This window comes from Streptomyces coeruleofuscus, assembly GCF_039532725.1.
GTDB classification, from domain to species: domain Bacteria; phylum Actinomycetota; class Actinomycetes; order Streptomycetales; family Streptomycetaceae; genus Streptomyces; species Streptomyces coeruleofuscus.
Genome location: NZ_BAAASE010000002.1, coordinates 722,533 through 741,521, shown reverse-complemented (window position 1 = coordinate 741,521; position 18,989 = coordinate 722,533). Strand labels below are relative to the sequence as shown.

The 18,989-nt window shown below is 66.0% G+C and carries 20 protein-coding genes and 2 tRNA genes; 16 read left to right on the top strand and 6 right to left on the bottom strand.

The window, feature by feature from the left end; translation table 11 throughout:
• Positions 1-7 precede the first annotated feature (7 nt).
• Complete coding sequence (locus ABFX81_RS10485; RefSeq protein WP_086851087.1) at positions 8-769, top strand: PIG-L family deacetylase; 762 nt, start codon at positions 8-10, stop codon at positions 767-769.
• Between the two features lie 41 nt (positions 770-810).
• Here ABFX81_RS10485 and ABFX81_RS10480 read toward each other — a convergent pair whose 3' ends face one another.
• The 3 genes from ABFX81_RS10480 to ABFX81_RS10470 form a co-directional block, all read right to left on the bottom strand.
• Entirely contained in the window at positions 811-1,563 is a 753-nt protein-coding gene (locus tag ABFX81_RS10480) for a glycosyltransferase (RefSeq protein ID WP_086851085.1), read from the bottom strand.
• Positions 1,564-1,660: 97 nt separating this feature from the next.
• Entirely contained in the window at positions 1,661-2,281 is a 621-nt protein-coding gene (locus ABFX81_RS10475; RefSeq protein WP_086851084.1) for a mycothiol-dependent nitroreductase Rv2466c family protein, read from the bottom strand.
• 92 nt (positions 2,282-2,373) lie between these two features.
• Positions 2,374-2,463 (bottom strand) — tRNA-Ser (locus tag ABFX81_RS10470).
• Positions 2,464-2,926: 463 nt separating this feature from the next.
• On the opposite strand from ABFX81_RS10470, the gene ABFX81_RS10465 reads away from it, so the two are divergent.
• A complete protein-coding gene (locus ABFX81_RS10465) occupies positions 2,927-4,462 on the top strand; it encodes a metallophosphoesterase family protein (RefSeq protein WP_346137943.1) in 1,536 nt (511 codons plus the stop codon).
• Between the two features lie 176 nt (positions 4,463-4,638).
• Positions 4,639-5,172: an NUDIX domain-containing protein gene (locus ABFX81_RS10460; protein WP_086851081.1), complete on the top strand. Its 534-nt coding sequence runs from the start codon at positions 4,639-4,641 to the stop codon at positions 5,170-5,172.
• Here the strand turns inward: ABFX81_RS10460 and ABFX81_RS10455 are convergent.
• A complete protein-coding gene (locus ABFX81_RS10455) occupies positions 5,150-6,490 on the bottom strand; it encodes an NsdA family TPR-like regulatory protein (protein ID WP_086851079.1) in 1,341 nt (446 codons plus the stop codon). The two genes, ABFX81_RS10460 and ABFX81_RS10455, sit on opposite strands and share 23 nt — an antisense overlap.
• Positions 6,491-6,603: 113 nt before the next feature.
• On the opposite strand from ABFX81_RS10455, the gene ABFX81_RS10450 reads away from it, so the two are divergent.
• From ABFX81_RS10450 to ABFX81_RS10440, 3 genes are all read left to right on the top strand, one after another.
• Complete coding sequence (locus tag ABFX81_RS10450) at positions 6,604-6,846, top strand: hypothetical protein (protein WP_086851077.1); 243 nt, start codon at positions 6,604-6,606, stop codon at positions 6,844-6,846.
• A 205-nt stretch (positions 6,847-7,051) separates the two neighbouring features.
• Positions 7,052-7,495 carry a glycine-rich domain-containing protein gene (locus tag ABFX81_RS10445; protein WP_086851075.1) on the top strand — a complete coding sequence of 148 codons (444 nt, stop codon included), beginning with the start codon at positions 7,052-7,054 and terminating at the stop codon, positions 7,493-7,495.
• A gap of 71 nt (positions 7,496-7,566) precedes the next feature.
• Entirely contained in the window at positions 7,567-8,409 is an 843-nt protein-coding gene (locus ABFX81_RS10440; RefSeq protein WP_086851073.1) for a protein kinase domain-containing protein, read from the top strand.
• 893 nt (positions 8,410-9,302) lie between these two features.
• Here the strand turns inward: ABFX81_RS10440 and ABFX81_RS10435 are convergent.
• On the bottom strand, positions 9,303-9,788 hold the full coding sequence (locus ABFX81_RS10435) for a GntR family transcriptional regulator (RefSeq protein WP_086851071.1): 486 nt from the start codon (positions 9,786-9,788) through the stop codon (positions 9,303-9,305).
• A gap of 169 nt (positions 9,789-9,957) precedes the next feature.
• Between ABFX81_RS10435 and ABFX81_RS10430 the strand changes: the two genes are divergently transcribed.
• The 10 genes from ABFX81_RS10430 (at position 9,958) to ABFX81_RS10385 (ending at position 18,558) form a co-directional block, all read left to right on the top strand.
• Positions 9,958-10,308, top strand: a complete 351-nt coding sequence (locus ABFX81_RS10430; RefSeq protein ID WP_086851069.1) for an SCO3933 family regulatory protein — start codon at positions 9,958-9,960, stop codon at positions 10,306-10,308.
• Positions 10,305-10,517, top strand: a complete 213-nt coding sequence (locus ABFX81_RS10425) for a hypothetical protein (RefSeq protein WP_086851067.1) — start codon at positions 10,305-10,307, stop codon at positions 10,515-10,517. The genes ABFX81_RS10430 and ABFX81_RS10425 overlap by 4 nt, the downstream gene beginning before the upstream one ends.
• Positions 10,514-11,935 (top strand): cell division protein FtsK, encoded by a 1,422-nt coding sequence (locus ABFX81_RS10420; protein ID WP_346137942.1) that lies wholly within the window; start codon positions 10,514-10,516, stop codon positions 11,933-11,935. Before ABFX81_RS10425 ends, ABFX81_RS10420 begins: the two co-directional genes overlap by 4 nt.
• A 47-nt stretch (positions 11,936-11,982) precedes the next feature.
• Positions 11,983-12,699, top strand: a complete 717-nt coding sequence (locus ABFX81_RS10415; protein WP_086851093.1) for a DUF2637 domain-containing protein — start codon at positions 11,983-11,985, stop codon at positions 12,697-12,699.
• 148 nt (positions 12,700-12,847) lie between these two features.
• Positions 12,848-14,308 carry a replication initiator gene (locus tag ABFX81_RS10410; protein ID WP_346137941.1) on the top strand — a complete coding sequence of 487 codons (1,461 nt, stop codon included), beginning with the start codon at positions 12,848-12,850 and terminating at the stop codon, positions 14,306-14,308.
• The gene (locus ABFX81_RS10405) at positions 14,305-14,511 is read left to right on the top strand and encodes a helix-turn-helix domain-containing protein (protein ID WP_086841554.1); all 207 of its coding nucleotides are present in this window, start codon (positions 14,305-14,307) and stop codon (positions 14,509-14,511) included. Before ABFX81_RS10410 ends, ABFX81_RS10405 begins: the two co-directional genes overlap by 4 nt.
• Positions 14,505-15,899 carry a site-specific integrase gene (locus ABFX81_RS10400; protein WP_086841556.1) on the top strand — a complete coding sequence of 465 codons (1,395 nt, stop codon included), beginning with the start codon at positions 14,505-14,507 and terminating at the stop codon, positions 15,897-15,899. Before ABFX81_RS10405 ends, ABFX81_RS10400 begins: the two co-directional genes overlap by 7 nt.
• A 1,497-nt stretch (positions 15,900-17,396) precedes the next feature.
• Positions 17,397-17,735 carry a hypothetical protein gene (locus ABFX81_RS10395; protein ID WP_086855662.1) on the top strand — a complete coding sequence of 113 codons (339 nt, stop codon included), beginning with the start codon at positions 17,397-17,399 and terminating at the stop codon, positions 17,733-17,735.
• Positions 17,736-17,900: 165 nt separating this feature from the next.
• The gene (locus ABFX81_RS10390) at positions 17,901-18,176 is read left to right on the top strand and encodes a hypothetical protein (RefSeq protein WP_086855663.1); all 276 of its coding nucleotides are present in this window, start codon (positions 17,901-17,903) and stop codon (positions 18,174-18,176) included.
• 55 nt (positions 18,177-18,231) lie between these two features.
• Positions 18,232-18,558: a hypothetical protein gene (locus ABFX81_RS10385; RefSeq protein WP_346137940.1), complete on the top strand. Its 327-nt coding sequence runs from the start codon at positions 18,232-18,234 to the stop codon at positions 18,556-18,558.
• A 342-nt stretch (positions 18,559-18,900) separates the two neighbouring features.
• On the opposite strand, the gene ABFX81_RS10380 is transcribed toward ABFX81_RS10385, so the two are convergent.
• Positions 18,901-18,987 (bottom strand) — tRNA-Ser (locus ABFX81_RS10380).
• Positions 18,988-18,989 lie beyond the last annotated feature (2 nt).

Here is an 18,989-nt window from a genome sequence, read left to right as displayed (position 1 = left end):
AGGACCGGTGCCGGTACCGAGCCTGCTCGCGGTCTTCGCCCACCCCGACGACGAGTCCCTGACGGCGGGCGGCACCCTCGCCCGGCACGCGGCGGCGGGCGCCCGCACGGCGGTCGTCACGGCCACCTGGGCGGCGGACACCGTGCGCGCCGCGGAACTGGCCGAAGCGCTCCGCATCCTCGACGCCGGCAAGCCACGTCTGCTGGGATACGCCGACTCCCGCGTCCCGCGGTCGGCCCCGGGCAGACCACGCCTGTGCGACGCCCCGCTCGACGAGGCGGTGGGCGGCCTGGTCGAGCGGATCCGGGAGTTCCGCCCGGAGATCGTCGTCACCCACGACGCCTACGGCGGCCTGACCGGTCACGAGGACCATGTGCACACCCACCGCGTGACCCTGTCGGCGGTCCACGCCGCCGGCCTCGAACGCCTCTACCCGGACGCCGGTGAACCCTGGCAGCCAAGCGCCCTGTACCTGGCCACGCATCCGCACTCCGCCGTCCGTGCGTGGGGCGGACACCTGGCCCCCACGGGCAAGACGATGCGCACGGTCCCGGACGACCGGGTCACGACGACCGTCGACGTGACCCCCTGGCTGGACCGGAAGATCGCCGCCGTGCTGGCACACCGCACGGAGGTGGCACGGGGAGCCGCCCCGGGCCTGATCGCCGCACTGCCGGGGCCCGAGCGGGAGCGGTTGCTCGGCACCGAGTGGTACATCCGCCACGAGCTCGTCGCTCCGGCGCGGGCGGGGACGGACCTCCTGCCGTAGCCGCTGACCCACTCAGGCCGGAGGGAGTTGACCGGCCGAGGTCAGTGCCCCACCGGAAACGGCCACCGAAGACCCGCCAGTGCCCGGGCCCTGGCCTCCACGACCGCCATCCGGGCAGCGCGCTCCGCCCGGTCCGTGTGGGCCTTCTGCCCGGTCACCTGTCCCTCCCACTTCCGGTACAGCAGCCCCACCTCTCCCGAGAACCACCCCCGGCTCACGGCGTTCAGTGCGAGCAGCAGCCCCGTGTCCTCCGACGCGGGCAGCGCCATCCAGCCGCCGAGGGCGAGCAGCAGCTCCCGCCGTACGAACAGCGACGCCGGATGGACCGGTGCGAGGAAGCCGTTCGCCTTCCAGTGCTCGAGCACGGACCCGCGCTCGATCGGCCCCTGCTCAGGGTCGCCCGGAAACCCGACGGTCGACCCGTCGGGCAGGAGGTCCAGCGCCCGCGACGTCGCCCACCCGAGACTGCGGTCGCCCTCCAGCGCCGCCAGATCCCGCGCGAGCGTGCCCGGCGGCAACCGGTCGTCGGCGTCCAGGACCTTCACGTACGCACCCTCGGCATGCGCCAGCGCGACGGTCCGGGCCACTCCGGGGCCCCCGGCCCGGCCCTGCCGGAACGTCACCCGCGCGTCGCCGGGCACGTACGGCCGTACGTCCGCGCCCTCCCCGTCCTCCTGGATCACCCAGTGCCACTCCCAGCCCTCCGGCAGCCCCTGGTCACAGAGGGACGTGTAGGCCTCCGGCAGAAACCGGGCCGACGGGCCGTGCACAGCGGTGACGACGACGATGCGCACTCAAAAACCCCCGCGACCTGCACAGATGCCCGTACTACGGAGCGATCCTAGCCCCGTGGCTCTGTACCACCCCACGGCACCTGCCAGACGTGCCCCGTCAGTCGCCCATGCCGAACCGGGGTTCCTCGATCCGAGTGCGCTTGACCTCGAAGAAGCCCGGAACGGCGGCCAGCGTCAGAAAACCGTCCCACAACTGCCCGGCGGCCTCCCCGGTGGGAGCGGGCGAGACGACCGGGCCGAAGAAACCGACGCGTTCGCCGCCGGGCCCGGCGACAGACACCACCGGGGTACCGATGTCGCCACCCGCCAGGGCGACGGCCCGAGCGTGCGAGGACCGGATCGCCTCGTCGTAGGCGGCGGACCCGGCGACCTCCGCGACCGCCTCCGGCAACCCGGCATCCGCCAGCGCCGCCGCGAGGTTCCCCCAGTCACCGCGCAGGTGGAAGCGGGTGCCCATCGCCGTGAAGAGATCACCGAGCGCCTGCTGACCGAACCGCTCCTCCACCGCCGCGCACACGCGCACCGGCGCCCACATGTACTCCTCCCACTCGCCCTCGGGATGGTCGTCCCGGTGCTCGTTGAGCACCGACAGGCTCATCACCCGCCAGCGGACGGCCACCGGCCGCACTTTGGTGACCTCGACCATCCATCGCGAGCTGATCCACGTGTACGGGCAGACAGGGTCGAACCAGAAGTCGACAGTGCGCTGTTCGGTCATCTCATCGCTCCACGGTCTCGATCGACACACGCGGAAGGGGTGCCACCCCGGAGAGTGGCACCCCTTCTGACCTGCGACATCTATGACCTGCGCGGAGGCGGTGGGATTTGAACCCACGGTGACATCGCTGCCACGACGGTTTTCAAGACCGTTCCCTTAGGCCGCTCGGGCTGCCTGCCTCCTGCCCCGTCCACCAGGGCTGGAGCGAGGACAGCGTACTGGGATCTGGCAAGTCATGGTGCATGCGGTCCACCCTGGGTCCACTGGCAAAGCTTCCGCCCGCCGTGCACCACTCCCGGGGTCTGGGCCGCGGATCTGAAGCCCAGTGCCCTGGATCGGGCGTACACCCGTTCCGGCAAGTAGGTTTCCTGGCGGTGCAGACACGGGTTCAAACCACAGGCGCAAGTGACAGCGTTGCTCAACTCACAGCGGATTCCCCGACGTGCCACCCTTCGCTATGTAGGCGTTCCTTCCAGCCGACGCGCCACTACGCCCATTAAACGCCGCTGCTTGCGAGTAAGAATTTTCCATTTCAACGGAGCTGAATGGCGGTTTGTGGCGTCCAGCCGTACCGTTGAAGTACGGCACACACACGCAAGGTTGGGCGCCTGCGTTGGAGGCAACGCGATGAGTACACGGTTCAACTTGGAGCAAGCCAACATAATTTCCTATCTCATGTCACGCGCTGCACCGCCTCCTCATCTCACATATAAGGCGTTGGACGAGTTCCTATCCGCCTTGGGTCAGATGGAAGAGGGATATTGGATACTTCCGTCGACAGAATTGGGTGACACAATAAGCAACTGGGCTAACAAAATTCGACGGAAAACCTCCGGCCCACAGGACAAGGCGGTAAAAGAAGCCGACCTTCAATGCATCTTCACCCCCACATTTCCCATGCTCGGCGAGCTAGACATTTGCGCATCTCTAGTAGGTACATCAAAAAATAGTGATGCAGCCAAAGATGCGATCAATAAGGCCGTGAGTGGCCACCCTTACCGGATTTTGACCCTCCTTCCTGGACCACCAGAGCCTAACGAAGTAATTCATATGGCAGACCCGGATAACGGGTTTCAATCAGCACTTGACAGGCGAGACTTGTGGCCAGGCGTGGTTATATCAACCCCGACGGGTCGATCAACTTTCCTTCCCCTAGAGGAAGCTAGTACAAGAATCCAACACCTCTGGACAACCCGCGGTTACGGGGACTTCGAAGACCCCGACCGTTGGGAGGAGCGAACAAGCGCCCTTACCGCTCTTACTCAACCGAGCAGTACTGTTGAGCGCAGAGTTAACCGACGATTGCTGCACCTGAGCGACCTACATTTTGGCACAAAAGAAGCAGCCGCAAAGCAAGGATACTTGGCGGCTTGTGTGGCGCGTGAACTAAGAGGTGAAGTCGATCAAATAGTCATCACGGGCGATCTTTTCAACCACCCAATCGAGAGGTATGCGCGACGCTACAAAGCCTTCTCACACAGCCTGCACCTTCTTTCCGGGCGACAACCGATAGAGGTGCCAGGGAACCATGATCAACGCTTTTTCGGCAACGCTCTGTCCATTTTTGGAAGAAGGATGGACATGTTGGCCGACTTTGATCTGCGGCCACGTGTCCAGGTTGATCACGAAGCGCGGATCATCTTCTTCTGTTTCGACTCTAATAGAATTGGCAGCTGGGCCAAAGGCCGCGTAAGCGACGAGCAGCTACTGAGCATGGCCAGGGATTTTCAAGCCATGAACAGGAACGGCAGACTCAAGGGGTACCGTCGCGTTGCTCTCGTCCACCACCACCCATACCCGTACCCATCTCAGGCCGACGAAAGAATCGTTAATCCCTTGGTTTGGAGGGGGCATGAGAAATTTGTCGCCCTTGAGGGAGCAGCGCAATTCCTAGAATGGTGTGCAAGTCGACACATCTCACTCATTCTGCACGGACATAAACATATTCCCAGACTGATAGTGGATGCAGTCGAAATTGATGGGGGCAACGGCGGACGTCAGAGGATTATCACCGCAGGATGCGGAAGCTCGATGGCTATTCATAGTAGACAGATGTCATTCAATGTGATCGACTGGAACCCGGAGCTGAATACCTGGAGCGTCAAGTTCAGGATTGACATGGATGGCCGCGGGTTTCAAACGGCTCGAATGTCGACGCTGCCTCCCGAGCGCATTCCATAGAACGACCTGTCGCGTGCCGTAGAGGCATCCGTCATCACACGCACGCGAGTCCCTGGCAGGCAGAGTGCAGGCCAACCGTCAGGCCATCTCGTCAGGATGACGCGAAAAGGACCGAACCTGCGTCCGGCTCCGCTTCGGTCTGAGATCCTGGAGATCGAGCGAGAGGGGCCGCAGGTATGGAGTGGAAGACCCACGGTGAACGCCAGATCTACACCAACAAGTGGGTGAATCTGTGTCTGGTCGACGTGCAGCAGCCTGACGGGCGCAGATGGGAGTACCACGTCGTTCGTCTCCGGCACTTGGCCGTGGCCGCCGTGGTCAACAGCCGTCAAGAGGTCCTGATGATGTGGCGACACCGCTTCATCACGGACTCGTGGGCCTGGGAGCTGCCCATGGGCCTGGTCGAGGAGGGTGAGACTCCTGAGGAGGCGGCGGCCCGCGAAGTCCTAGAGGAGACGGGTTGGCGCCCTGGCCCCATCAAGCCTCTGGTCTACGGCGAGCCGGCCAACGGCATCACCGACTCACAGCACCATGTCTTCCGCGTAGACGGCGCGACCTATGCCGGGCCGCCCACGGAGAAGAACGAATCCGACCGCATCGAGTGGATTCCCCTCTCGGAGGTGCGGGGCATGATCGACCGCCGCGAGATCGTGAGCAGCGGATCACTGGTGGGACTCCTGTACCTGCTCATGGACGAAACGATCCGCTGACCGGAGGTAGGAGTTCCCGTAGCCGTGCCTCGAAGGCCAGTGCTACGGGCTCCTGCCTGTGCGGAGCCAACTGCCCGTAGAACTCTCTAAGATGGCCAGACACCCGCTCAGAGGCCACGGCCGACGCGGGTTCCAGCGCCTGCGTGGCCGTGTGGCATGCATGGTCAAGCTTGCCTTGGTCCAGCTGCGTTCGTGCCAGCCAAAACGAGTGAAAGGCGCGGCCTCGCTGGTTGGTGTGGCTCTCTCGCCGCAGGGCATCCGCGATCAAGGGCTCGGCGGTCGCTGCTTCCCCGAGTTGGCCGTGGGCAATGCCCGTGTCCACGATGAGCTTCGGCTCATCGAAGTAGGCCACCCATGAAGGGTCGGGATCGCTCGATCCGATCTGCTCGAAATGCCGGTAAGCTTCCCCGATCGCCCGGTGTGTGTCGGTCTGGTTCCTGAGCGTGGCATGGGCGAACGCTTCCCGCATGGACAGCATCGACAGGACACGTGGGGTGGTGCCCAGTGCTGAGCGGGCTTGGTCCTGAGCGGCGGTCACGAGTGCCAGGGAGTCCGCGGGCTTGTCCTGGTAGGTCGCCTGCAGGCTCATACAGGCAAGGACGTTGGCCATGAACTGGCGGTCATCGATCTCCTTCGCCAGTTGCAGAGCTTCGGTGAAGTACGCGCGGGCCTGGTTGTACTGGCGGGCGTCGAAATAGGTCCAGCCGGTGAGGCGTGCCAACTCGGCCGCGATGCCGTACAAGCCGTTCTGAATGGACGGCGGCCGGTTCTCCTTCAAGAGTCCGACGACGTACCGGAGCTGGCCCACGATGGCCGGCCTCAACGCCTCGCCCCCGTGCTGGTCGTCCTGTCGCCAGTAGTCCTCGATGGAGGAGCGGAAGGCTTCAAGCGTCGCCGCGTTCAGGCTCGTTCGAGTGGTCAGTGCCAAGATGCTGTCCACATCGGGACCTGGCAAAGATGCGGGGGCAAGCTGCTCGGCTTCCGATATCTGAGGCGCCTCGCGCTCGTCGACCACCAGGGCCTGGGGCGTCTCCCAGGCTCGGCGGGCAAGCCCGAGCATGTCTCCTGGGATGCGCAAGCCGTCTGAGATTCGCTCGATGACGTCCATGTGCTGCAAGTGGCGTCGGCCTGCGATGACTTCGCCCACGCGGCTCGGCGTCAGGTCACAACGCCGGGCGATCATCGACGGGTAGATCCCCGCCCTGACCTTCACCAGCCGGAAGACTCTGGCGAAGTCCCGGACCCGACACGCATCGATCATCTCGGGATCGGTGAGCAGCCTGGCCGGCAGTTCCTGCGGCCGGTCCGGGTCGGGCATCGGCAAGCTCCCACACTGCGAGGGCTACGCAACGTCGCTGGTTATCTACTTCCCGCGATATTACCCAAGTTGGGTAATCAGCCTGACCTTTTAGCGACGGCCCTCCGATCGCGATGCTCCCTTGCATGGCGAGCAACCAGCAGACCAGACCAGGCATCGGTGAACTGGCGAAGGACACCGCCAAGGGACGTATCGGCATCGTTATGGGTGAGCTCGGCGGTCGAGTGCAGATACGGCCCATCGGCGGCGGCCGGGAGTGGGATGCCATGCCGGACAAGGTGGTGCAGCCGAGTGCTCGGGAGGAACTGAGCGCACGCCTGGCCATCAAGAACGGCAACAGCAGGGACGGCCTGTGATGCGCGCCATCGGCCGATACGCCGGAGTCCTCTTCATCATCATGATCAGCGGGTCGTGCGGCCTGGTGATCGGCATGGCTCTCGCTGTCGGCCAGTAGACCGGCCGCCCCGGGCGGGTGCTCATTCCCTGGTTCCCCCACGCCCGTTCGAGGCGGCTCCCAACCCTGAAAGTGCCACGCTCCACTACCCAAAAGGGAGTACTCGCATGACGGCAACGGCGAACGCCCAGAGGACCGGCCGCGCGGTGGCTGGCGAGGAGCTGTTCCAGAGCCTCGCCCACTTCGTGGTCGTCCACAACGGGCAGTCACCCGAGCGTGCCGAGCAGATCGCGGACCAGGCGCTGGCCTTCGTGGTCACCGCAGCCACCGCGATCGTCCCCATGGTCCCGTCGGACGACGTGGACCTGGGCCTGCACGCGCTCATCCTGCACACGAAGGAGTACGCCGAGGTGTGCGAGCGGTACGCGGGCCGCTTCCTGCACCACAACCCGAAGCCCGGTGGTGGCGCCCGTGATCCGAAGCAGGTCGCCGCTTCGGCACGGGCCATGAAGACTGCGGGCTTCATGGTCTTCGACGACCTGTGGACCGTGGACGGCACGAACCTTGCCCAGTGCGACTCCGACTGCGGCCGCCCGTACGGCCAGGCGTAGCAACACGACAGCAGCGGCGCGGCCGGCCTCGACTCGTGGTCGGCCGCGTTCGCTCGGAAGGAGAACAGACGTTGTCCGGCTCACTCTCTGAACTGCCGATCGTGGTGCTCGACGCCCTCATGCCCACGTCTCAGCGCCTCGTCCTGAACCGCCGGGGCTCCATGGTCTGGGAGGTGCAGGGCCATCGAGGTCACTACGCCGTCAAGGTCGGCTATCCGATCGAGGCTACGGCCGACTGGCCCGCCCAGCCCTGGACCGCCCTCGCGCCCGCACGCGAGGGTGCCGTGCTGCATCGCCTCGGATTCGACGACTTCGCGTACGGAGAATGGGAGCACGGGACGTGGAACTTCCAGCCGTGGCATGAAGGGCCGGACCTGTACCGACTGTGGGAGCCCTGCCGTAGCGAAGACTCGTCCGTCGCACCGCACTCCAGCGTGGCGCTGGGCTGTGTCGAAGCTCTGGCCGAACTGCACGCCAAGGGCTGGGCCCACGGCGACGTACAGCCCGCCCACTTCATCGTCGGGCCGGAGCGGACGCATCTCATCGATCTGGCTCTAGCCCGAGGTGGGCACGTCCCCGAGGGGTACGACTTCCCGTTCCGCGGCTGCCTCGTCCACTACGAAGCACCGGAGATTGCGCGCAGCGTGCTCGCCACAGGGGAAGCCGAGCCTACGCCGGAAGCCGACATCTACGCCCTCGGCGCCTCCCTGCTCATCTCGGCCACCGGTTGGCGGGCCATCGAGTACTCGGACGACGCTCCACGCCCCGTCCAGAGAGAAGCCGTGGCCAACGGCAGACGCCGCCCCGTCAAGGCGCCTGGCGAACTGGGCGAGTTGATCGAGGCGATGCTCAGCCATGCTCCCGAAGACCGGCCGACCATCTACGAGGTGGGTAAGGCCCTGAGCTGCCTTTAGAGCCCGGTTCGCCCGGCGGCGCTCGCATAACCAAGACCAACAACAAGAGACCGGACCACCCCTCAGCCTGGACAGCATTCCGGGTGGTCCGGTCGCGGAAGCCCTGATCAGGACCCCGGTGCCGATGGTAGCCGGGGCAGTTGGCGTGCTCGGATGCGGGTGCGGCCCCTCGGCTTCATGTTGTCCAACGAGGAAGGGCCTTGACCTGAGCCACCGAAAGTCAGCCATGACGGCGGGCGAGCCGAACGAACACCCGCCACGTGTGCTTCGAGCAACCACTCGCCGGCCTCAACCACGCTTCTTCCAAACGTCATGGCCTGGCCCCCGATCTTGCATGAGCGTTGCCGACATGCCATGCGACTCCATCGGCCGTGCGGATGTGAACTGTGTGCGGTCTGGTGGCTCGGTCGAGGTTGACGCGTCCCGGCCTGGTCCTGGTGCTCGGAGTGGGCGCGTTGCTTCCTGGTCTGGTTGTCCGCCCTGGCGGTTGTGCGCGCTGAGCGGCGGGGGGCCGCCGGAGCGGTGGCGGAGACAAGGAGCGGCGGCGGCCCCGGGCCGCCAGCGCGCGCGGCCCGCCGTAGGCGGGCCGCCTTGATCCAGTAAAGAAACTCTGAACAGCTCCGCAGGGCAGGGCGATGGCAGATCAGCAAAAGAGCCGCTCAACGCCGTGGGGACGGTCAGCGGCTGTGAGGAAGCGCGGAAGCGCGATACGCATCGACGGCACGGGCGGCAAGCGGGAGACATGGCCGAGCACATAGCGGACTACGAGATGGGGTTGACCAGCATTCACGTCGAAGACGCGGATCAAGTGGCCGCGCTGATCCAAGAGATGCGGGCAATGGTCGGTCGTCTCAGCATGGAGACCAGAGCACTGCGTGAGGAAGTGGCTCAGCTCAGGGCTGCGACTTCGATTGCTGAGACTTCAGCTCCTCGACCTCACGCCGCAGTTCCTGATGATCAGCGCTGAGGGCACGGAGCTCGTCACGTAGCGCAGTGAGCATTTCAGTGAGGGTGGCCCCGGTGGCTTCGGAGCCGTCGGGGCTTCCCTCCGTCTGTTCTGCCTGAGGGGGCGTCTTGTCCCTGTTGGCGAGATACCAGGCTGGCGGGGTGTAGCCCACCGAGAACTCGCCGGCGGCGCCATGGTCAGCTACGAAGCTGCCTCGCCCGTGGATCGTGTAGATCAAGCCTTCGTCGCGCAGCACGTTGAGTGCGCCCCTCGCGGTCATGTTGGCCACGCCGAAGCGTTCCTGTAGCTCGCGAATGGACGGCATCTGCTCGCCCGGCTTGATCCGTCCCTGCAAGATGTCGCGCCGAAGCTCGTCGGCAGCGTGCTGATACGGCGGCCGACGGTCCTGCTTGCTCTCTGGCGCGGGGCTCATGGCCCAAGAGTAGCGATCTTAGCACCCCTAGCACACCCCACTGACATAGGTGGGCTACGTCAGCTGACACCTAGCTCACCACACACACTTGACAGTGCTAGGTCAGCTATGTTCAATGGTGATCACGCCCCGCCGCCTGGCGGAGCGCAACCGAAAGGAAGCAACTCCCATGGCACGCATCCGTGTTGGCCTGCTCCCCACCTCGTCGTTCATGGTCGGAACCCTGCCGGTGCCGAAGTACGCGGACCAGGAGAAGACGCAGTTCGCCACCGACCGTGAGACAGGCGCGAAGCTCTACACGATCACCCTCTTCTTCATGGAGGAGGGCCGCGCCGAGGCACTGAAGATCACTGTCCCGGAGACCGGTCTTCCTGACGGCCTCAAGCCCGGTCTCCCGGTCATGCCGGTGGAGCTGTTCGCCACCCCGTGGGCGCGAATCTTCAATGGCTCGCTCTCGGACGGCATCGCCTACCGCGCGGACCGGCTGGACCTGGTGGCCCCGGCCGCTGAAGCGGCGTGAGCGGCACGGCTCTCCGGTTCGGCGCTGAGCGCAGCTACCCGTTGCCTCACGCCGGGCCGGATGCCCGGTTCACCGAATCCCTCGTGACCTCGGTGGCGGGCGTGCTCGTCGGCTACGGCTATCCCCGCCTCGACGCCTCGGCCGACCGGGCGGCCCTCGAAGAGGCCCTCGCGGCCTTCCTCTACAACCCTCTGGAGCTCGACATATGAACGGTCCGAACGACCCGACAGAAGGGGTCATCCCTTACGGCTCCCTGGTGGTCGACATGGCACTGGTGGTGCTCGTCGGCTGGGCGGTGTGGTGGGTGGTCCGCTATCTGCGCGCCGACGCCATGACCCGGCAGTCCATCCGGCAAGCGGTTCGGGTGCGTTGGGGCTGGAAGCGGCTCGCGCCGATGCTCAAGCTGGCGGCCACGGACAAGACTCCGACCGCGCTCGCGGCGCTGGCGAACACCGACGGTAAGCCGATCAAGCCTCGCGTCCTCATCCCAACCCTCAAAGTCACGTATGACGCGTACGGCGTGATCGCGCGGGCGAGCTGCCTGCCCGGCGTGGGACTGGAGCAGTTCCAGAAGGCGGCCCCGCATCTGGCCGACGCCTGGAAATGCACGCGGGTCGCGATCACGCAGGACAAGCCCGGGCAGGTCGTCATCCGGGGCGTGCGGCTCGACCCGCTGAAGCTCCCCACTGAACACCAGCCCACGGGTGACGTGCCGGACGAGACGGCCCGGTGGGACTTGGGCTTGGACGAGTACGCACAGCCGGTCTCGGTAGACCTCACGCAGGTGCCCGGAGTGACCGTGGCCGGCCTTCCCGGCTTCGGCAAGACGAGCCTGATCAACCGGCTTCTCTCGGACTGGGCGCCTTCTCCCTGCGTGCAGTTCGCCTGCGCGGACGGCAAGGTGTCCGCCGCACATGAAGGTGACTATGCCGACTGGGTACAGCGCATGTTCGCCTTCGTCGGGGATGACTTGGAAGAGGCCAACAAGCTGTTCAGGGACCTGGTGGAGCTGCGGCGCCTCCGGTCGGCCTGGGCTCGTAAGGCGCTCGGCGTGAAGTCCATGTGGGATGTGGGTCCATCAGAGAACTGGCCGCTGGTCGTGCTGGTCATCGACGAAGCACACACGTACTTCCGCGACCACAAGGGCAGCGACCCGAAGACCAAGAAGCTCGCCGCTCTCGCTGCCGAGAACGCCCGGCTCGTCGAGGACCTGGTCAAGAAGGGCCGCTCGGTGGGGATGCTCGTCATCCTCGCCACCCAGAAGTCCACCGGCGATGCGATCCCGACCTTCATCCGTGACGTGTGCCCCGTGGGCTTGAGCTTCGCGCAGAAGACCGCTGAGGCCGCCGTCGCCGCTCTGGGCGAGGAGATCCGGGAGTGGCCCGACGCCAACCCGATCAACCTCCAGGACCCGACCTATGTCGGCGTCGCCTCGATGAACCACCAGTCGCAGCCCGGCTTCACCCGCATCCGCACTCCGTACGTCTCCGACGCCGACGCCGCCCACATCGCCGACAGCACCGCCCACCTGACCGCCGACCCCTCCGCGCTCCTGGAAGCCTTCCTGGGCCCGCGCATGTGGGACAGGGACGTCGACCTGAAGAAAGCCGACGCCGACGCCGCCTGACCCTCGATCCCCGCCCCGTGACACAGCAGTGAAGGGAGGTGAACTCCTTGACAGAGGACCGGATCACTCAGCGCACCATCACCGCCGTGATGATCGTCATTGCCGTGCTGGCATTCGTCTTCTCCTTCGGCAACGTCTGGTCTCTCGCCCTTCGCTTGGGCGTCCCCTCACCGATCGCACCGCTCATCGCTCCGATGGTGGACCTTTCCGTGGTCGGCCTGCTGGTCGCCCTGCGCTACCTCTCCGTGCGCGGTCTGCCCGCCGAACAGATGACGGCCGCCACCCGGCTGATGCACTTCTCCGGGCTGCTGACGCTGGCCCTCAACGTCGCCGAACCCATCGCCGCCGGACACTACGGCCGGGCAGCCGTGGACGCCGTGGCTCCCCTGCTACTGCTCGGCTGGGGCATGGTCGGGCCGCAACTCCTGCGCGCCTTCCACACCGTCACCCGCCCCACCGACCCTGCCCCCGAAGCGGAAGAGACCGAACCAGAGCCCGAGAAGGCCCTCACCTCGGCCCCCGGTGGCGCACCGCTCGCAGCTCCGGCCCCGCCCGTCGCGCCGGGCCTAGTCCCGCACCCGGCCCAGGTGACTCCGAGTACCGCCCCGCCTGCGCCCAAGGTGCCTGAGCCGCTGCTGACCGAAGCGCGCTCCATCGCCGCGTCCCACCACGCCGAGCACGGAGAAGCGATCACTCCGGCCCAGCTGAAGACGCGACTCGGCATCGGCCTGCCCATGGCCACTGCCCTCCACGCCGCCCTGTAGGGCCGCACTCTCCGCCGGCCTCTCCGGCTCCCCCGCCCCGCCCGCCCCTGGGCTCGCCCCGTCATGCCTGCGGGCAGCAGCCCGAGCGCACTGAATCGCTGCTGCCCGCGGGCCCCACCTTGATGCCAGAAAGGACACCCCGCCACTCATGCGCCGCCCCCTCGACCTGCGGCACGTCGTCAGCCCCGGCCTGCGGGACCTGATCGAGCTGGCCAACACCCACGACTTCAACCGCGTCACCGAACAGGTCCGCGACCTGCGCGGCTGCACAAGCCCCGTCAACCTCCACGGCTGGACGATCACCACCGACTCGGCGACCAAGGAAGTAGTCCGCTCCTACCGCTCCGAAGACGAGCCCTCCGGACGCCTCCTGACCACCTGCGGCAACCGCCGTGCCTCCCGCTGCCCCGCCTGCTCCCGCGTCTACGCCGCCGACACCTACCACCTGATCAAGGCCGGGCTGTCCGGCGGCAAGAACGTCGCCGAAACCGTCCGCGACCACCCCCGCGCCTTCGTCACCCTCACTGCCCCGTCCTTCGGTCCCGTCCACAACCGCAAGACCGACAGCACGGGCAAGACTCGCCCCTGCGGCTGCGGCAGCCACCACACCGAGGACGACCCCGCCTTGGGCACTCCGCTGGATCCGGCCACCTACGACTACACCGGCGCCGTGCTCTGGAACGCCCATGCCGGGCAGCTGTGGGGGCGCTTCACCATCTACCTGCGCCGCGCCCTGGCTGGACACCTCGGCATGACGCAGAAGGCACTGAACTCCGCTCTCCGCGTCTCCTTCGCCAAGGTCGCCGAGTACCAGAAGCGCGGCCTGGTCCACTTCCACGCTGTGATCCGTTTCGACGGACCCGACGGCCACACCACACCACCCCCGTCCTGGGCCACCTTCGACGCCCTCCAGGTCGCGGTGGGCCTGGCGGTCGAGCGGGCCCGGCTCACCGTCGAGTCCGACGCCATCGGCGAGCGCGTGATCAAGTGGGGCGACCGGTTCAAGGTCGACCAGATCTCCGCCTTGGGCGACGGCGAGCTCACCGACGCCAAGGTCGCCGGATACGTCGCCAAGTACGCCACCAAGAACGCCGAAGGCGCTGGCACCGTAGACCGCACCCTCATGTGCCGTCCCTGCCAGGGACGCGGTTACGTACGAGGTCCCGACGGTTTCCGCGACCTGTGCGACGACTGCGAAGGTACCGGGCAGGCCGAACCCATTAAGGCCCTACCGGTGCAACGGCACGTGCGGCAGATGATCCGCACCGCCTGGGACCTCGGGAACCTACCGGAGTTCGCCGAACTCAAGCTCTGGAAGTGGGCCCACATGCTCGGCTTCCGAGGCCACTTCTCCAGCAAGTCCCGCGCCTACTCCACCACCCTCGGCGCACTCCGCGACGTACGCCGTGCTTGGCGCCTCACCCAGGCAGAAGCCGCACGTGCCCGCGCCGGCCTTCCCACCACTGACGAGACCACCCTCGTCACCGCCTCCTCATGGACCTACCTCAGCAGCGGCTACCGCCCTGGCGAGGAACTCCTCGCCGCCCAGGCCCGCCATGACATCGCAGACACAGAACGACGCAAGAGCGAAGGAGACCCCTGGCTGTGACCACCCCGACCAAGGCCGACAAGCAGACGCTGAAGCTTGTGGAAGCGCTGGCTGAGATCGGGGTCTCCCGCGCCGCCTTCTACCGCATGCGCGCTCGGGGCCAGGCGCCCCCGCACTTGAAGCTCCCTAACGGCCAGATCCGCATACGCCGGACCGACCTCGACGCTTGGTTCGACGCCTGCGAGGTGCAGGAGGCGTGTTGACCTACGACGTGCAGATTTGGGGCATCCGCAAGCGGCCCTCCCGTGCGGCGGCCTATCAGCTCCGGTGGCGGGTCGGCCCCCGTCCCTTCTCCAAGAGCTACAAGATCAAGGCTCAGGCCGATGGTCGTCGCTCGGAGCTGTTGACCGCCCTGCGCAACCGCGAGCAGTTCGACACGGAGACCGGTCTGCCAGCCTCGGAGGTGCAGGCGCTCAACTCCACCACCTGGTACGCCCACGCGCGCGCGTACGCCGAGATGAAGTGGCCTGGCGCCTCGGCCAAGCACCGGGCAAGCATCGCTGACACGCTGGCCACCATCACGCCGAAACTGGTCAAGGACAACCGTGGGGCTCCGCCTCCCAAGGTTCTCCGGATCGCGCTCTACTCGTGGGTCTACCGGTTCGTTCTCGGCGAGGACGGGATACTGAGGCCCCGCCTCGACATCGAGGAGCCGCCGACCGACATCGTGGCCGCGCTGGACTGGGTCAGCCGCAAGTCCGTGGACATCGCTGATCTCAATACGCCTTCGGTGGTGCGTACGGCGCTCGACGCCCTGAAACTGAAGCAGGACGGCACAGCCGCTGCCGAGAACACCGTGAACCGCAAGCGGACGGTCTTCAGCAACTGTCTCCGGTACGCGGTCGAGCGGGAGTTGCTGACGACCCTGCCACTCGACAAGGTCGACTGGACCCCGCCCGAGACCGACGACGAGATCGATTTCCGGTTCGTCCCTGGGCCCAAGCTGGCGAAGGCGCTGATCAGCGCTGTCGGTGACCAGGGCCTACGCGGACGACACCTGATGGCCTTCTTCGGCTGCCTCTACTATGCGGCCAACCGCCCTGGTGAGGCGGCCAGTCTGCGTAAGGACGACTTCACGCTTCCCGAGACAGGTTGGGGTGAAGTCCTGCTCTCCACGAGCATGCCGCGAGTCGGCTCCGGATGGACCGACACGGGCGAGTCGTTCGACACGCGCGGTCTGAAGAAGCGGGCCCGTAAGGCTACCCGGCCGGTCCCGATTCCGCCGGTTCTCGTGCGCCTGGTCCGCGAGCACATCAAAGATTTCGGCACCGCCGAGGACGGCCGACTCTTTCGAGCGGCCCAAGGTGGCCACCTCCTATCCAAGGAGTACGGGAAGGTGTGGAAAGCGGCCCGGCTCACAGTGCTGACGGAGTCCGAGGCGGCCTCGCCGCTGGCTGATGTGCCGTACTCCCTGCGGCATGCGGGTGTCTCGCTCTGGCTTGAGTCCGGCGTCTCCGCAGCCGAAGTGGCGAGGCGAGCTGGTCACAGCATTGCAGTGCTGTTCCGCTTCTACGCCAAGGCAATTCACGGAAACCAGCAACGTTCGAACGAGCAAATCGAGCGGGTGCTCGACGCTGCCGACGAGAGGTAGGCCAAGACCTCTCCGACTACAAGGGCTGCCACCTCTGACTTTCTGGCGAGGTGGCGCTCTCATGGTCTGCGACGGCTTTCGGCGACCCCAGGTGCGGCTCAGCCAGGCGCATCGGCGGTCCTGTGCTCACACGTGAACTACCTTCGCTGACCCTCGTGCGGAAGGGTCACCACCGCGACAGCCGCCGCATGGGCTGCCCCGCCGACCGGGTGCTCCATGACCAAGGAGACGGTCAAGATTCCGACGAGCATCAGCGGTAATCAGCCTTGATTGACGGCTTCTGAAACCCTTCGTGGCATCTCGCAGTTGCGTGCGTGGGCAGCATGGCAGCCGTCGGCTACTGCACCCCTGGGTCCCTTGGCCTCGAAGTTCTCGTCGGGGCGATGGGGCTCCGTAACTACCGTTCGGTTGGCAACGCCCTCACCAGAGTGCTGCACAGGATCGAAGGCGACACGAAGCTGTCGCGGCTTTCGTCGTCGAGCAGGCGGCGCACTTCAAGAGCTCAGGGGATCCCTGCCGGAAGCAGACCAGGCCGGCGTCGCCGACTCCGGCAGCTAGTACGAAAACTCGCTGGCGGCGCGAAAAGGGGGCTGGCGAACAAGGGCGTCAAATTCGCCAATCGGACCTGTGTCGCGTGCACCGAGCCTCCTTCCCCTGACCCCGCACCTATCCGTGAGCCGTTGCGTGCGCTCTATCCATACGTAACAGGCGCCATGCCTCTTTGCGGATTACCGAGCCCCCATTGGCGGCTCTCACCACGCACCTGAAGTCGCAATCTTGGGTCGACTGACGACACTCCCGCCCCCACAGGCTGGGGACGGGAATACCCGCTGGTCAAGCCCGCTATCTCGTGCGGGGTGGCCAGGTACCCACATGGCCGTCTCGCGGGCCACCCACCGCGGGAAGCCAAACTATCCCCAGGCGTATGGAGGTTGCATGCACCCTGTGGACAACCAGATTCGGCTCGGGTCGAGAGCGTGCCACTATCAGCAAGTCGAGCGACTGAAATGACCTTCTTGGCAGTGCGGTGACGATGAGCATGTTTCACGTGAAACAAGCGCGCGGACGCAACTTGCCTCTATGAAAACGGAGCTGTGCCTCTCATTTGTCAGGTGCGTGCCGTAGAAACGACCTGCCAGACAAGACGTACGGCCCCAGCTGACCCGCTTCGTGTCAGTGCCGTGCCACAGAATGTTTCTCGGTGGCCTTTGGTGCCGCCGCCAACACGGCGGCGGCCCCCTGTTGCGAGCAGGAGGCCACCGACTTCGACAGCAAGAACCGACGACCTGAGGAGGTCACGATTCCCACCGTGAACGAGCCTACGGGCTCCCACCGACAAGACAAGCCTGACGATCACCTTGAGGGGCCCCCTCTCGGCGAGAAGCCGCAGCCCAGGCGTATGAGCCTCGCCCGGATCCGGGCGCGTCGGCTGCTGGACACCGCGAGCGACGAACTCGTGCGCCTCGTCATGCAAGCGTCCGCGACCGGCGTGTATCTGTGGTTTGTCCACTGGCTCGAGCGACGCTGAACCGGGCCGCCTGGGAGTGCCCCCAGGTACTCCCAGGCGGCCCGCCGTGTACCGGCATCGCCTGGTCAGACCGCGTCCTGCCGGAGATCGACGTCATCGCACAAGACGTCGAGTCCCTCGTCGAGATCCTCAACGTCAAGGGCGACTACGAGGAGGACGACTTCATGAACAGGAAGCCGGCAGACATGGGCGTCGCCGAGTTCGGCAAGCGAATCAAGTACGTCGACCGCCAGGACGAGAACGGACACCTCACCCAAGCACACAGGTGCGAGATAGGAGTCGCGTGCGTCCTCGTCACCTCCGACTAGGCGCGCGACAACCTCACGTTCCAGAAGGAGACGGGAGGACCACCGCTGGCTTCGAGGGCCAGACCATGAAGGTGGCTCACCCCCACGTCAGCTACCACCAGGACAACGAATATCCGCCGTGCCGAGGAGATCCCGGCGGCGAGTCCATCTGGCGACCGGGCCTCCATGGACGTGCCGAAGTTCTACGCCCTGAAGTACTTGCAGGAGAACAACGAGGAGCGCGTCGGTACATGGCCGCGAATACGCAGGTCACCAGACCTGTCCGAGATCAGCGGCGAAGCAACGGAGTGGTTCATGGGCAACATGTTCTGCACCGTCCCTGTAGCCGACGTAAACGGGCAGACCACCGCCCTGGCTCGTATTTACGCAGGTCAGTGCACCAATGCCAATAGACGCGCCATGTACGAGCGACTCCAGCCGGTCAGCGCCACCACCACGTAGGTCGGGGCGCTGAGCTCTCCGCCGTTGTCAGCACGACCCCACACAATGGTCCCCGGTGGCCTTTGGTGCCGCCGCCAACACGGCGGCGGCCCCCTGTTGCGAGCAGGAGGCCACCGACTTCGACAGCAAGAACCGACGACCTGAGGAGGTCACGATTCCCACCGTGAACGAGCCTACGGGCTCCCACCGACAAGACAAGCCTGACGATCACCTTGAGGGGCCCCCTCTCGGCGAGAAGCCGCAGCCCAGGCGTATGAGCCTCGCCCGGATCCGGGCGCGTCGGCTGCTGGACACCGCGAGCGACGAACTCGTGCGCCTCGTCATGCAAGCGTCCGCGACCGGCGTGTATCTGTGGTTTGTCCACTGGCTCGAGCGACGCTGAACCGGGCCGCCTGGGAGTGCCCCCAGGTACTCCCAGGCGGCCCGCCCTGCCAAGGAAGCTAAAGATGGGGTACATCGCCGACGACGACGCCGACAATGTTCTTGCGAAGTTCAGGTCGGATGACTCGCGTCGCGTTGTCGGGGAGGGCGGGCCACCAGACGATGCCCAAGCCGCCTGGCCTGCCATTTCTTCCCGCGGTGGTTCCCTCAGTGGTCCACGCCTGGTCCACACGCACTGATCGATTCTGGGACAGAGGCGAATCAAGGTGAGACAGACCCCATGCAGAAGGGGTGCTCCTCAGCGAGAGGCACCCCTTCTGACCTGCAACATCTATGACCTGCGCGGAGGCGGTGGGATTTGAACCCACGGTGACATCGCTGCCACGACGGTTTTCAAGACCGTTCCCTTCGGCCGCTCGGGCACGCCTCCCC